13 protein-coding genes are annotated in these 13,412 nt (G+C 69.9%); 5 read left to right on the top strand and 8 right to left on the bottom strand.

The window, feature by feature from the left end; translation table 11 throughout:
* Positions 1-43: 43 nt before the first annotated feature.
* Genes ABZ370_RS15185 through ABZ370_RS15160 form a run of 6 tightly spaced genes read right to left on the bottom strand, consistent with a single transcriptional unit; the run spans position 44 to position 6,206 of the window.
* Positions 44-1,150, bottom strand: coding sequence for an ABC transporter substrate-binding protein (locus ABZ370_RS15185; protein WP_358620336.1), 1,107 nt, complete (start codon positions 1,148-1,150; stop codon positions 44-46).
* On the bottom strand, positions 1,147-2,445 hold the full coding sequence (locus ABZ370_RS15180; RefSeq protein WP_358620335.1) for a nucleotide disphospho-sugar-binding domain-containing protein: 1,299 nt from the start codon (positions 2,443-2,445) through the stop codon (positions 1,147-1,149). The genes ABZ370_RS15185 and ABZ370_RS15180 overlap by 4 nt, the downstream gene beginning before the upstream one ends.
* Positions 2,442-3,485, bottom strand: coding sequence for an ABC transporter ATP-binding protein (locus ABZ370_RS15175; RefSeq protein WP_358620334.1), 1,044 nt, complete (start codon positions 3,483-3,485; stop codon positions 2,442-2,444). Before ABZ370_RS15175 ends, ABZ370_RS15180 begins: the two co-directional genes overlap by 4 nt.
* Positions 3,482-4,249 (bottom strand): ABC transporter permease, encoded by a 768-nt coding sequence (locus ABZ370_RS15170; protein WP_358620332.1) that lies wholly within the window; start codon positions 4,247-4,249, stop codon positions 3,482-3,484. Before ABZ370_RS15170 ends, ABZ370_RS15175 begins: the two co-directional genes overlap by 4 nt.
* Positions 4,249-5,088: an ABC transporter permease gene (locus ABZ370_RS15165; RefSeq protein WP_358620331.1), complete on the bottom strand. Its 840-nt coding sequence runs from the start codon at positions 5,086-5,088 to the stop codon at positions 4,249-4,251. Before ABZ370_RS15165 ends, ABZ370_RS15170 begins: the two co-directional genes overlap by 1 nt.
* Positions 5,089-5,123: 35 nt before the next feature.
* Positions 5,124-6,206 (bottom strand): spermidine/putrescine ABC transporter substrate-binding protein, encoded by a 1,083-nt coding sequence (locus tag ABZ370_RS15160; protein ID WP_358620329.1) that lies wholly within the window; start codon positions 6,204-6,206, stop codon positions 5,124-5,126.
* Between the two features lie 358 nt (positions 6,207-6,564).
* On the opposite strand from ABZ370_RS15160, the gene ABZ370_RS15155 reads away from it, so the two are divergent.
* Positions 6,565-7,224 carry an NAD(P)H-dependent oxidoreductase gene (locus ABZ370_RS15155; protein WP_358620327.1) on the top strand — a complete coding sequence of 220 codons (660 nt, stop codon included), beginning with the start codon at positions 6,565-6,567 and terminating at the stop codon, positions 7,222-7,224.
* A 142-nt stretch (positions 7,225-7,366) separates the two neighbouring features.
* On the opposite strand, the gene ABZ370_RS15150 is transcribed toward ABZ370_RS15155, so the two are convergent.
* A complete protein-coding gene (locus tag ABZ370_RS15150; RefSeq protein WP_358620326.1) occupies positions 7,367-7,927 on the bottom strand; it encodes an alpha/beta hydrolase in 561 nt (186 codons plus the stop codon).
* Positions 7,928-8,191: 264 nt separating this feature from the next.
* Positions 8,192-9,238, bottom strand: coding sequence for a LacI family DNA-binding transcriptional regulator (locus tag ABZ370_RS15145; RefSeq protein ID WP_358620324.1), 1,047 nt, complete (start codon positions 9,236-9,238; stop codon positions 8,192-8,194).
* 109 nt (positions 9,239-9,347) lie between these two features.
* Here ABZ370_RS15145 and ABZ370_RS15140 point away from each other — a divergent pair, with 109 nt between their 5' ends.
* From ABZ370_RS15140 to ABZ370_RS15125, 4 genes are read left to right on the top strand one after another with little or no spacing between them, the layout of a single operon-like run.
* Entirely contained in the window at positions 9,348-10,526 is a 1,179-nt protein-coding gene (locus ABZ370_RS15140) for a phytanoyl-CoA dioxygenase family protein (protein ID WP_358620322.1), read from the top strand.
* A 52-nt stretch (positions 10,527-10,578) separates the two neighbouring features.
* Complete coding sequence (locus tag ABZ370_RS15135) at positions 10,579-11,340, top strand: SDR family oxidoreductase (RefSeq protein WP_358620320.1); 762 nt, start codon at positions 10,579-10,581, stop codon at positions 11,338-11,340.
* Positions 11,341-11,371: 31 nt separating this feature from the next.
* Complete coding sequence (locus tag ABZ370_RS15130; protein ID WP_358620319.1) at positions 11,372-12,376, top strand: Gfo/Idh/MocA family oxidoreductase; 1,005 nt, start codon at positions 11,372-11,374, stop codon at positions 12,374-12,376.
* On the top strand, positions 12,373-13,392 hold the full coding sequence (locus tag ABZ370_RS15125; RefSeq protein WP_358620317.1) for a Gfo/Idh/MocA family oxidoreductase: 1,020 nt from the start codon (positions 12,373-12,375) through the stop codon (positions 13,390-13,392). The genes ABZ370_RS15130 and ABZ370_RS15125 overlap by 4 nt, the downstream gene beginning before the upstream one ends.
* Positions 13,393-13,412 lie beyond the last annotated feature (20 nt).

Here is a 13,412-nt window from a genome sequence, read left to right as displayed (position 1 = left end):
CTCCCCGCTCTCTCCGCTCGCCTGTTCTCCCCGCCTTCCCGCGTCACCCGGCGGCCTTCGCCTTGGCGATCACGGCCGCCGGGTCGAAGCCGTTCGCGCCCCCCAGCAGGCTGCCGTCCCACAGCTCCGGGAGGGGGACGTCCTCGGTGATCTGGCCGGCCGTCCTGGTGTAGGCGACCGTCTTGTCCCACTCCACGTCGCTGATCGCACCCCAGTCCTTGAAGTTCTCGGGCTCACCGGTGGCGGGGACCGCGGTCTTGATCCACGCCTTGAGGGTCCTGGTGTCGTCGGCGATACGGTCGTCGGCCTTCTTGCCGGTCAGCAGCTGGGGGAACGCCTGGTAGCCGTCGCGCATCGCGGCCTCGGGGTTGACGGCGGAGAAGAGCAGTGCCTTGTAGGAGGCGCGCAAGTAGCGCGTCAGCACGTCCTTCTTCTCCTTCAGGGTCTTCTCGGTCACCGCGTAGGTCAGGGAGCGGATGCCGTCGAACGCGTCGGAGTTGTCGAGATAGCGCAGATCGGTGCCGGTGTTCTCGATGGTGGTGTACGCCTGGGTGTACAGGGCGAGCACGTCGACCTTGCCTTCCTCCAGAGCGGCCAGGGCCTGTGCGGCCACGCCGACCGGCAGCAGGTCGACGTCCTTGGCCGCGTCCAGTCCGGCGTCGCTCGCGTACGCGCGGGCGTAGATGGCCGAGCCGGAGGCGAGGCTGATGACCCCGATCTTCTTGCCCTTGAGGTCGGCCGGGCTCCTGACCTCACTGCCGGGCCGGACGGCCATGCGCCACGGCCAGTTCCGTACCAGGCCCCCGACGGCCTTCACCGGGACGCCCTTCTCCCGTGCGGCGAGGATGGCTCCCGCGTCGGCCGGCGCGATGTCGGCGCTGTTCGAGGCGACGGCCTGGACCGCTGCCACCGACCCGTCGGTGTTGATCACGTCGACTTTCAGCTTCTCCTCGGCCAGATAGCCCTCGGCGTCGCCCACCGCGTGGGTGGCGACCTCTTCCTTGGGGGCCATCACGGCCGAGGGAACGGCGAGTCGGAGCGTGGCCCGGGCGCCCGAGTCACCGCCGGAGGACGACGCGGGCCCGTCCGCGCAGGCGGAGAGCACCGCGAGGACGGCGACGCCGAGGCCGAGCCGTAAGGACAGTTTCAATTTCCGTACCTTTGGTGGCCGTGCCGCTCGATGAGGTCGGCGGCGGTGCGCAGCCCGTCGCGGGACCGGATGGTCGTGGAGGCTTCCGTCAACCGGTGCCGCAGGCGGGTGTCGCCGAGCAACTCCGCCAGGGCGCCGTGCAGCTGCGCGTCGGTGAAGCGGTACGGGTCGAGGCGGACGCCGTAGCCGAGTTCGGCGACCCGCTGTGCGTTGTCGTACTGGTCCCAGAACAGCGGGAGCACGATCATGGGCTTGCCGAAGTGGAGGCTCTCGGTGGTCGTGTTGTTGCCGCCATGGGTGATGACGAGGTCGACGAGCGGGAGGATCCGCGTCTGTGGGAGGAACTCCGCGCCCCACATGGTGGGAGGCAGCTCGATCTCGTCGTGCAGCGGCCCCTTGGAGACGATGTAGCGGTGCCGGGTGCGCGCCAGAGAGGCGATGATCCGGCGCATGAGGCCGATGTCGGCGGAGCCGAGGGAGCCCAGGCTGAAGTAGATCAGCGCGCTGCCCTCGGGCCGTTCGGCCGCCTGTGGCGGCAGGGTGAACTCCTCGTCGGTCTCGCGGACCGAGGAGTCCAGCCGGTGCCAGGCAGGGCCCAGCGGGCGGGCTTCGGTGTAGTCGGCGATCTCCGGGTAGACGTACAGGTTCAGCTCGCCGTCGTGGATGAACTCCAGGTCGGGCAGCGGCCTCGCGCCCTGGTCCACGACCCAGGCGTTGAACTCGGCCCAGAGCTCGCGGTGCGTGCGGTCGTACTCGGCACGGAACTCGGCCCAGCCCGCGCGGTCACCGGCCGGGTACCCGGAGAAGGGCGGGGGAACGTGTTCGCCCTTCACTTCCAGCGGGTTGCAGGAGACGATCCGCACGAAGGGCACGTCCGCCGTGGTCAGCGCGGGGAAGCAGACGACGTTGTCCTCGACGATCACGTCCGGCCGGACCCGGTCGACGATTCTTTTGAGCTGAGGTTCGCAGTACCGGGCGCCGGCGACCAGTTCCTCCCAGACCGGCCTGACCCATGTGCCCAGCTGTTCGATCGTGGGCTTCTGGAACTCGGGGGCGGTGTCGCGTACGAAGTCCTTCCAGAACTGGCCCGCCTCCTGGGGCTCTTCGGGCGGCGGGGCCAGGTCGACCAAGTGCTCCTCGAAGCCGAGCGGGGCGAGCCTGCCCTTCCAGGACGCCTCCGCCGCGAACACCACGCGGTGGCCCCGTCGGCGCAGTACGTCGCCGATGCCGACGCAGTTGTTGGTCGGGCCGTACGCGCTCTCCGGCGCGAAGAGAATGGTCAGGGGGCCGCTCAAAGGGTGTCTCCCGTCGTCTCGATCAGTACCGCGCTCTCCGGGTCCCATGACAGCGCGACGCGGGCCCCGGAGACCGCCGTGGCCGGGCCCGGAACGGTCAGCAGAACCGGCCGGTCCAGACCGGGGACCGTGACCGCGATCCTTGAGGAGCCGCCGAAGTAGCTGATGTCCAGCACCGTGCCGTGCAGGTAAGCGTCCGCGCCCTGGGCGGCGAGCCGGATGTTCTCCGGACGTACGCCGACCAGCCCCGCCGCCTTCCCGGCCGGGGCGGGCAGGACACCGACGCCGGGTACGTCGAGTCCGCCGGAGGGCAGCAGCCGTCCGGAGAAGACGTTGTTGGCGCCGACGAAGCCCGCGACGAACCGGCTCCGAGGGTGCCGGTAGAGCTCGACGGGGGTGTCGACCTGCTGGACGCGCCCCCGGTCCAGGACGGCGATCCGGTCGGCGAGCGACATGGCCTCCTCCTGGTCGTGGGTGACGACGAGGAAGGTGATGCCCACCTGGTGCTGGAGGCGCTTGAGCTCCAGCTGCATCTCGGCGCGGACCTGTTTGTCGAGCGCCGACAGCGGCTCGTCGAGCAGCAGCACACGGGGGCGTTTGACGATGGCACGGGCGAGGGCAACCCGCTGCCGCTGCCCGCCGGACAGCTGGTGCGGCCGTCTGCGGGCCTGCGCGGTCAGCCCGACGGTGGCGAGTACGGCCGCGACCCGTTCGCCGATCTCCGCCCGGGCGAGCCCTTCCCGCGCCAGCCCGTACGCGATGTTCTTCTCCACGTTCATGTGCGGGAACAGCGCGTACGACTGGAACATGAGGTTGACCGGCCGCCGGTGCGCGGGCACGCCCAGCAGGTCCTGGCCGTCCAGAGCGACCGTGCCGCTGTCCGGGGCCTCGAATCCGGCGAGGACGCGCAGCAGGGTCGTCTTCCCGCAGCCGCTCGGGCCGAGGAGGGCGAAGAACTCGCCCTCCTCGATCTCCAGGCTCACCCCGTCCAGGGCGATGACCTCGCCGAACCGCCGGGTGACGGCATGGATACGAATCACAGCGCCTCCGTCAGCCGGCTGACGCGCTGGGCGGCGATCACCACAGTGAAGCTGACCGCGAGCAGCAGGGTGGCGAGCGCGTTGATCTCCGGGGTCACGCCAAACCTGATCATCGAGTAGATGACGATCGGCAGGGTGGGATCCTTCGGTCCCGCGGTGAAGAAGGCGATGACGAACTCGTCGAGCGAGAGCGTGAACGTCAGCAGCGCGCCCGCCACGATGCCGGGGGCGAGGGTCGGCAGGGTGATGCGGAGGAACGTGGTGACCTCGCCCGCGCCGAGGTCGCGTGACGCCTCCTCCAGGGAGGGATCGACGTGGGCGATCCGGGTGCGCACGACGGCCGTGACGAAGGCGAGGCCGAAGACGGTGTGGGCGAGCAGCACCGACTGCAGGCCGAGGGTGGCCGAGACGAGCGAGTAGAAGGCGAGCAGGCCGATCGCGAGCACGATGTCCGGCAGGACGGCGGGCAGCACCGACAGGGCGGGCAGCAGCCGCGACCGGCTCGCGTGGCGGGCGAGCCCCACGGCGAGCAGTGTGCCGAGGACGGTGGACAGGGCGGTCGCGCCCGCGGCCACGATCAGCGTGTTGGCCAGGCCCCGCAGGACCTCGTCGTCGCCGGCCAGCGTGGAGTACCAGGCGGTGCTGAACCCGGACCACTCGTAGGGGCTGTCCGAGCGGTTGAAGGACATCACCACGAGCACCACGACGGGCGTGTAGAGGAACACGTACGTCAACCACAGCGGGAGGAGCGTCGCCCGGCGCATCAGCGGCCGCCCAGCCGGCGCCCGGCCCAGGCCTGCGCCATGAGCAGCATGACCAGGAACGCCATGAGGGCGAGGGCGAGCACCGAGCCGAACGGCCAGTCCCGTGCGTTAAGGAACTGGTCTCTGATCAGGTTGCCGACCATGACCGTGTGCCCGCCGCCCAGCAGTTCGGGGACGACGAAGTTGCCGAGGCTGGGCACGAAGACGAAGACGCAGCCGGTCAGCACGCCGGGCAGGGTGTGCGGGAGGGTCACGCTCCAGAACGTGCGGGCCGGGCGGGCGCCCAGATCGGCCGAGGCTTCGTGCAGCCGGGGGTCGACCCGCTCGATCGCCGAGTACAGCGGCAGCACCATCAGCGGGAGATAGGCGTAGAGCAGTCCGAGGACGACGGCGGGTTCCGTGTAGAGGAGTTTCAGCGGCCGGTCGATCACGCCGATGCCGGTGAGGGCCGAGTTGACCACACCCCCGCTGGACAGCAGCACGATCCAGGCGTAGGTACGGATCAGGAAGTTGGTCCAGAACGGAAGCACGACCAGGACCAGGGCGATCGTGCGCCATCTGCCGGGCAGCCGGCTGATCGCGTACGCGGTCGGGTAGCCGAGGAGAAGCGCGAGCAGCGTGGTGACGGCGGCGATGCGCAGCGAGTCGGCGAGGACGCCGGCGTAGAGGGGGTCGGTGATCCGCGCGAAGTTCTCGCCGGTTCTTCCGTCTTCGTACGCGATCCCGCCGAAGCGGCCCCGCCGGAAGACCGTGTAGCCGATCAGCAGGGCCAGCGGCAGCACGAGCAGGACGGCCAGGTAGGACAGGCCCGGGCCGAGCAGGACGATACGGGCTCGCAACGGTGGTCTTCCGGCCGCCCTCCCCCGGCGGGCCATCAGCCCGCGGTGACTTCCGTGACGATCCGGGTGTACGCCGTCGCAGCGTCGCCAAGGTCGACGGCGGACTCACCCTTGAGCAGTTCCTCGGGGGGCATGGCGAGTGCGGGGTAGCTCTTCAGCAGGGCCGGGTCGAGTTCGGCCATGGCGGCGGTGTTGGGGACCTTGTAGAAGATGTTCGAGGCGACCCAGGAGTGCACTTTCGCGTCGAGGACGTAGTCGATGAAGGCGTGCGCCGCCTCTTTGTTCTTCGACGACTTGAGGATGACCATCGTGTCGGTCCAGAGGTCGCTGCCCTCCTTGGGGACGACGAAGCCGATCCTCTTGTCGTCGGTCGGGCACCAGCCGTCCCAGGCCTCCGCCAGCACGGCCTCCCCGGACTTGAGCCGGTCGCCGAACGTGGTGTCGTCGTAGGCGAGGAGCCCGTCCTTCGCGGTGAGCAGTAACTTCTTGACCTGGGCGAGCTGCTGCTTGCCGGTGGTGTTCACCGAGTAGCCGAGCGCCTTCTGCGCGGGCAGGAAGAGCCAGCGTTCGGTCTTCAGCATGGTGGCCTTGCCCTTGACCGCGGCGCGCGGCTTCAGCAGGTCGTTCCAGCTGTCGGGGGTGTAGCCGACGAGGTCCTTGCGGTAGCAGAGCCCAGTGGTGCCCCAGGTGTACGGAACGGAATAGACGTTGCCCTTGTCATGGGCGAGCCGGGCGGCGAGCGGGTCCAGGTTCTTGAGGTGTGGGACCAGATCGTGGTGGATGGGTTCGAGCAGCCCCTGCGCCGCGAGCGCCTGCGCGTACTGGCCCGATACGAACGCCACGTCGATGCCGCTGTCGGCGGAGGCGGTCAGTTTGGCGATGATCTCCTCGTTGGTGCTGTGCTTGGCGACGGTCATGGGTGTGCCGACGGCCGACTTGAACCGGGCGGGAAGGTCCTTCGGCATATAGCCGTCCCAGTTCGAGACGGTGAGCCGCTGCTTGCGTAAGTCCGCCTCGGGGTCGAGCGACGCGGAAGCGGCGGGGCCACTTCCGCCCGGTTGGCCGTCGCCGCCGCATGCCGGGAGAAGGAGCGTGAGGACGGCCGCCGTCGCCGCCACGGACAGGTGCCTGAACCTCAGTGCGCCTAACACGCCACTCCCTTGCTGTCGCTTGCTGTCGAGATCAGCCGGCTGAGCGTGGGTCGTGCCCGGTTCGCCGAACGGCTCACGGGCAGGCATCGATTTCCGGATTTTCGCACCATTGGCATGCACCGGGCAAGATGGCCTTTTCATCCGGCCTCGCTCTCGCCCTGTGCGGACGGAGGAGCCCGATGCGCTCCGCGGCGTGCACAACGGTCACCCCGGTCGCGTGTGCCCGAGGTATCGCTCAGAAGCCGCAGTGTGTCGTCCCATGCGGCAGGCCGGGCTGGGGAAAACTGGCTGGTGGGGACAACCGCCCGGCGAAAGGGACCGCAGGATGGCCAGAGATGCTCAGTCGGCTCCCGTTCGGGTCCTGGTATTCGGCGCCGCACTACGCGCCGGGTCCACCAACGCGCGGCTCGCCTCGCTGGCGTCGAACCTGATCGCCGAGACCGGTGCCGAGGTCGACCTGGCCAGGATGCGGGATTTCGACATGCCGCTGTACGACGGGGATGTGGAGGACTCCGAGGGACTGCCCGCCGGTGCCCTGGCCCTGTGCGAAAAGATCAAACGCTGCGAAGCACTCGTGATCTCGTCGCCCGAGTACAACGCCTCCGTTCCAGGACTGCTGAAGAACGCCATCGACTGGGTCTCCCGAGTAAGCCCGCAGCCATTCAAGACCAAGCACGCGCTGCTGGTCTCGTCCTCCCCGTCGATGATCGGCGGCAACCGCGGCCTGTGGGCACTGCGGGTCCCGCTGGAACACCTGGGGACACGGGTCTACCCCGACATGTTCAGCCTGCCCCGCGCGCACGAGGCCTTCACCGAGGACGGCCGACTCACCCACCCCGGCGCCCAGGAGCGGCTCGCCGAGACCATCTGCGGGTTCATGCGGCTGGTACGCGCCGACGTGGAGTTCGTGTGCCTGCACCGCCGCTGGTACGAGTTCCCCGGCGATCGCACCGACGCACCGGTCACCCACCGCAGCGAGGAATGACTTCCGTTTGCCGACCTGCCTATCCGGGAGCACCGCTGGGCATGGTTCCCGGCAAGCGCCGGGCGCCCCATCGCAGCGCGGCTGCTGAACGCGGGCCGCCGCCGGGCCCGCCAGGTGGTAGAACCAGGCATGGTGGAAGGGCTCAGGGTTTTTCGGGGCTGATCGTCTTGGCCACTTCACTCAGATCGTTGTTCAGCTGGTGATCGCGCCCGGGCAGCCGGTGCACCTGCGCCTGCGGAATCAGGCGGGCGTAGAGGTCGGCATGCGACGGTGGGGCGGTCTCGTCCTCGAGTCCGTGGAACACATGCACCCGCGTGCCGTGCGGCAGCCTCGCGCCCAGGTCGCCGGGCAGCTCGAACTCGTCGCCCGGCCAGCCGCCCTGGCCGACGAACGGGGCGGCGATCAGCACGATCGCCGCAAGTCCGTGCTCCGGCGGCTGCTCGGCGAGTGCATGGATGAGGATCGTCCCGCCCACCGAATGACCGGCCACGACTGCGCCGTCGTCCAGGTCCGCCATCTCGCGCCGGATCGCCGGGCTCCACCGGGCGTAACTCGGGTCGCCCTCGTCGGGCATACGGGGGTAGCGCACCTCATGCTCGTCCCCGAGCTCTCGCCTGAGGCTGTCGACGAGCTTGTCGTCCCATTCGTCGTGCGCGCCCGCGCCGCCACCCTGGATGAACAAGATCTGCTGAGTCCGTGTCATGGCGACCGTCCTTCGCGCCCTCGCGACGCTCCGATTTGGGCGTACGGCTTCCAGGCACAGGCCGCCGTGGCGGAAGTGTTCCAGGCGGCCGGACTGCTGTGCCCATCATGATCTCCCGCCTGGCCGAGGCCGGCAACCTGCGGCAGGGAGTACCCCGGCAGCGACGGGGTCATCTGCCGCGACCGCGCAGGCGCCTACGCCGAGGCGGCCGACACCGCCGCGCCCCAGACCCTCCGGTCCGGGCATAGGGCGCTCGCAGCCGGTTCAGTCGACGGCCGGCATGGGCGGGGTCCCGGGTGGCATGTTGAACGGCGTGACCACCTGGATCGGCGAGGGCAGTGCGGGGCCGTCGTCGGGGAGTGCGTTGTGGGCGCGCATGATGATCTGGCAGGCGCGGCGCATGTCCTGGCGCAGGTCGTGATGGAGGACTGCGGACAGGCGGCGCTCTCGCAGCAGCCGGGTGTTGTCGTGGTCGAGGTCGTGCGCGATGAACGCCACGCACTCCCGTCCGAGTGCGTCGAAGGCGTCGAGGGTGGCGAGGTTGCCCCCGCCCACGGAATAGACGGCGACGAGGTCCTCGTCGCGCTTGAGCGCTTCGAAGACGAGGTCACGCTGGGTGGCGTCCAGGCCGTCGCTGTCGGTGACCTCCACCAGGGAACGCCCGGGGTGGGCGTTCCGCATCGCGCTGCGGAAGCCCATCTCGCGCTCCTCCTCGCCACGGAAGGAGCCGCGGCTGAGGGTGGTGAGCACCTTGCCTGGCCGGTTGCCGAGCCACTGTCCGAGGAGGTAGGCGGCGGTGGCGCCGGCCGCGCGGTTGTCGATGCCGACGTACGCCAGGCGCGCGCTGTGGGGCAGGTCGGTCACCAGGGTGACGACGGGGATACCGGCCGCGATCAGCCGTCCGACGGCGGCTGCGATCTCCGGCTCGTCGGGGGCCTTGAGGATCACGCCCTGTGAACCACGCTTGGCGATCTTGTCCAGGGTGGCGATCAGCTCTCCGGAAGAGCAGGTCTCACGGAAGTGGAAGCGTGAGCGCACGTGGGCGGGATGCAGGGAGGGCAGTTCGGCCTCGAGTGCGTCCCGTACGGCGGTGGAGAACCGCTCCGGGGTCTGCATCACGATGTCGATCATGAAGGTACGGCCCCCGAGCCGGACCTGATTCCGCTGGCGGTTCAGGTCCTTGATGGCTTCCTGTACCTCTCTGATGGTGCTCTCCGTGACATTGCCCCGCTCATTGAGGACACGGTCGACCGTGGCCGTGCTCAAGCCTGCCTGGCGAGCGATTTCCCTGATCGGGTAGGGGTGCCGCATGACTGATCCCAAATGCCGATGATGGACTTTTGATGTATTGAGAAGCATTGAATGATGGGTTCGGATTCTCAAGACTTGCAGAAAAGCACGGACTGCGAAAGGACTGGGAATGTCCCCCACAGCCGCGGGAACGCGGACTTGGCTGACCGAGGCGGACTGCGACCTCGAAACGTTCCGCTACCTCGTGGAGCAGAGCACCGACCCCGCCGACCACCTCTCCGCCGAGCGGGTCGAGCAGGGCGTGCCGCTCTACGACAGCGAACGGCTCCGCTCGCTGACCGCGTCCCCGGAGGGCCGTCGGAATGTGCGGGACGAACTGGTCCGGGCGCTGCTGGACGGGCCGGGCGTCGTGGTCCTCAAGCGCGCCTTCACCGACGCCGGTGTCGTGGACGGCATGTCGCGGGCCTTCACCGGCGTGATCGAGGAGGAGCGCGCCACCGGCGCGGCCCGCGGCGACCACTTCGCCAAGCCCGGTGCCAACGACCGGGTCTGGAACGCGCTGGACAAGGTGGCCGTGCGAGCGCCGGAGGTGTTCGCGGACTACTACGCCAACGACATGCTCGCGCTGATCGCCGAGGCCTGGCTGGGTCCCGCCTACCAGCTGACCTCGCAGGTCAACGTGGTCAATCCGGGTGGCGCCGCGCAGAGTGTGCACCGCGACTACCATCTCGGCTTCCTCTCCCAGGAGCAGGCGGCCGCCTACCCGGCGCATGTCCACCGCCTCTCCCCCGTGCTGACCCTGCAGGGCGCGGTGGCCCACTGCGACATGCCCGTGGAGTCCGGCCCGACGCTGTACCTGCCGCACTCGCAGAAGTACGAGCCCGGCTATCTCGCCTGGCGGCTGCCCGCGTTCGTCGAGTACTTCGACGCCCACCACGTCCAGCTGCCGCTGGAGAAGGGCGACGCGGTCTTCTTCAACCCCGCGCTCTTCCACGCCGCCGGACACAACCGCTCGACTGATATCCGGCGCATGGCCAATCTGCTGCAGATCTCCTCCGCCTTCGGCCGCGCCATGGAGACCGTCGACCGCGAGACGATGGCGAACGCGCTCTTCCCGGTACTGCTGGACCGCAAGGCCGAGGGCGCCTCGGAGGACTGGCTGCGCCGCGTGGTGGCCGCCACCGCCGAGGGCTACCCCTTCCCCACCCACCTCGACCTCGACGCGCCGGTCGGAGGCCTCGCCCCGCCTTCCCAGGCGGACACCCTCCGGCAAGCGGTCGCCGAGGGCTGGGCCCCGCAACGGCTGCGCAAGGAACTACGAGCGGCTGCAGAGCGGCGTCAGGGCTGAGAAGCCCGAGCGGGAAAACCTGAGCGGGAAAGCTGGAAGGGACACAGCACTCATGAGATTGCTTGAGGACAAGGTCGTCCTCGTCAACGGCGGCAGCCAGGGCGTCGGCGCGGGCATCGTGCGGGCGGCCGTACGGGAGGGCGCGACCGTCGTCTTCACCGGGCGCCGGGCCGAGGTGGGCGAGCCGATCGCCGCGGACACGGGCGCCCGCTTCGTACGGGCGGACCTCGCCGATCCGGAGCGGGCGCGCGACAGCGCCGTCCAGGCCGTGGAAGCCCACGGGCGTATCGACTGCCTGGTCAACGCCGCGGGGCTGACGTCGCGCGGCTCGCTGCTGGACACCACGCCGGAGCTGTTCGACCAGCACATGGCGATCAATCTGCGCGCGCCGTTCTTCGCGATGCAGGCGGCGGTGGCCGACATGACGGCCCGCAAGGCGCCGGGCACCATCGTCAACATCATCTCCAACTGCGCCCACGGCGGGCCGCCGTACCTGGCGCCGTACTCCGCGGCCAAGGCCGGTCTGGCCGGTCTGACCCGCAACGCGGCCCACGCGCACCGCTGGGACCGCATCCGGATCAACGGCCTCAACATCGGCTGGACGGACACCGAGGGCGAGGACGCCACCCAGCGCGCCTTCCACGGCGCGGGCGACAGCTGGCGGGAGGAGGCCGCCAGGGCACAGCCCATGGGCAAGCTCGGGCAGGCCGACGAGATCGCCGATTTCGTCGTCTTCCTGCTCTCGGACCGCAGCGGAGTGGTGACCGGCTCGGTCATCGACTGGGACCAGGTCGTCATCGGCGGCCTGGACTGAGCCGCCCTCGGGCAGAAGGAGCACGATTTTCATGCGTATAGGCATCATGGGACTGGGCCGGATCGGCGCTTTCCACGCGGAAACCCTCGCCGGGCTGGACGCGGTGGACTCCCTCGTGGTCACCGATCCGGTGGCCCCGGCCGTGGCCCTGGCCACCGAACGGTTCGGGGCCACCGCGGTGGACTCCCCCGAGGCCGTGCTGGCCGCCGGTGTCGACGGCGTCGTGATCGCCGCCGCGACCGACGCACACCCTCATCTCATCCGCACCGCGGTCGAAGCGGGCGTCCCCGTCTTCTGCGAGAAGCCCGTGGCCCGCGGCGTCAAGGAGAGCCTGGAGGTGCTGCGGGCGGTGGAAGACAGCGGAGTCGAGGTGCACATCGGCTACAACCGGCGCTTCGATCCGGGCTGTGTGGCCGCGCGCCGGGCCGTGGTGAGCGGTGAACTCGGCGAGCTGCACACCGTACGGTCCACCACCCTCGACCCCGCCCCGCCGCCACCCGCCTACGTGGCCGTCTCCGGTGGCATCTTCCACGACTGCAGCGTGCACGACTTCGACATCGTGCGCTGGGTGACCGGCCGCGAGGTGGTCGAGGTCTACGCGACCGGCGGCAACCGGGGCGCGGATTACATCCGTGAGGCGGGGGACGCCGACACGGCGTCCGCCCTGCTCACCCTCGACGACGGAACCATCGCCGTCATCTCCAACTCCCGCCACAACGCCCGCGGTTACGACGTGCGCCTGGAGTTGCACGGTATGAACGACAGCATCGCGGTGGGCCTGGAGGACAAGCTGCCGCTGCGCTCCGTCGAACCGGGCACCGCCTTCCCGGCGGGACCACCGCACACCTTCTTCATGGACCGCTTCGCCGCCGCCTACCGCGCCGAACTCTCCGCCTTCACCGAGGTGGCGGCGGGCACCCGCAGGTCCCCCTGTACGGTGGCGGACGCCATCGAGGCGAGCTTGATCGCCGAGGCGTGCACCCTGTCGCTCCGTGAGCACCGTCCCGTACGACTCGACGAGGTGCGCACGGGATGACGGACGAGCCCTTGCGCATCGGCGTCCTGGGCGCGGCCCGGATCGCCGAGCTGTCGATCGTGGGGCCGGCCCATGCGGGCGGCCACCGCCTCGTCGCGGTGGCCGCCCGTGACCGGGGCCGCGCCGAGGCGTTCGCCGCCGCCCACGGTGTGGAACGCGTCGCAGGCTCGTACGCCGACCTGATCGCCGACCCCGAGGTCGAGGTCGTGTACAACCCGTTGGCCAACGGCCTGCACGGGCCGTGGAACCTGGCCGCCCTCCAGGCCGGCAAGCACGTCCTCACCGAGAAACCGTCCGCGAGCAACGCGGAGGAGGCGGCCGAGGTCCGCGAGGCCGCGGCCAAGGCGGGCACCTCCTTCATGGAGGGCTTCCACTATCTGTTCCATCCGGTATTCCGGCGCCTACACGAGCTACTGGACAGCGGCGAGCTGGGCGAACTGCGGCACGTGGAGGCCATGGTCGCCATGCCCGCGCCACCGGAGGGCGACGTACGCTGGTCGCTGCCACTCGCTGGCGGTGCGCTGATGGACCTCGGCTGCTACAGCCTGCACGCGCTGCGGACGCTCGCTCCCTGGGCCGGTGGCCCGCCCCGGCTGGTCGCCGCGCGCGGCGGGGAGAAGGCCGGGGCCGCGGGCGTCGACCAGTGGCTGTATGCCGACCTGGAGTTCCCGGGCGGCGTCACCGGTACGGCCAACTGCCACATGGCGTACGACACATGGCAGATGAGCTGCCGCATCGTCGGCACGCGCGGCGAAGCCACGGCGATGAACTTCGTACAGCCGCACCTGGACGACCGGGTGGTGGTGCGCACGGCCGCCGGCGAGCGCACCGAGGAACTCGGCCGCCGGTCGTCGTACACCTTCCAGCTGGAGGCCTTCGCGGCCCACCTGCGGGGCGGTGCGCCACTTGCTCTCGACGCGGACGACGCGCTGACCACCATGCGTCTCATCGACGACTGCTACCAGGCGGCCGGATTCCCGGTCCGGCCGCGTACGGTGCTTCCGGCCACCGGCTGAGGAATGGCGCACAGCGGGAG

Origin of the sequence: Streptomyces sp. NPDC005962 (genome assembly GCF_040629205.1) — a bacterium.
Lineage (GTDB): Bacteria > Actinomycetota > Actinomycetes > Streptomycetales > Streptomycetaceae > Streptomyces.
Note: the sequence above shows the minus strand (reverse complement) of the source record. Positions and strands in the feature narration are given on the sequence as shown.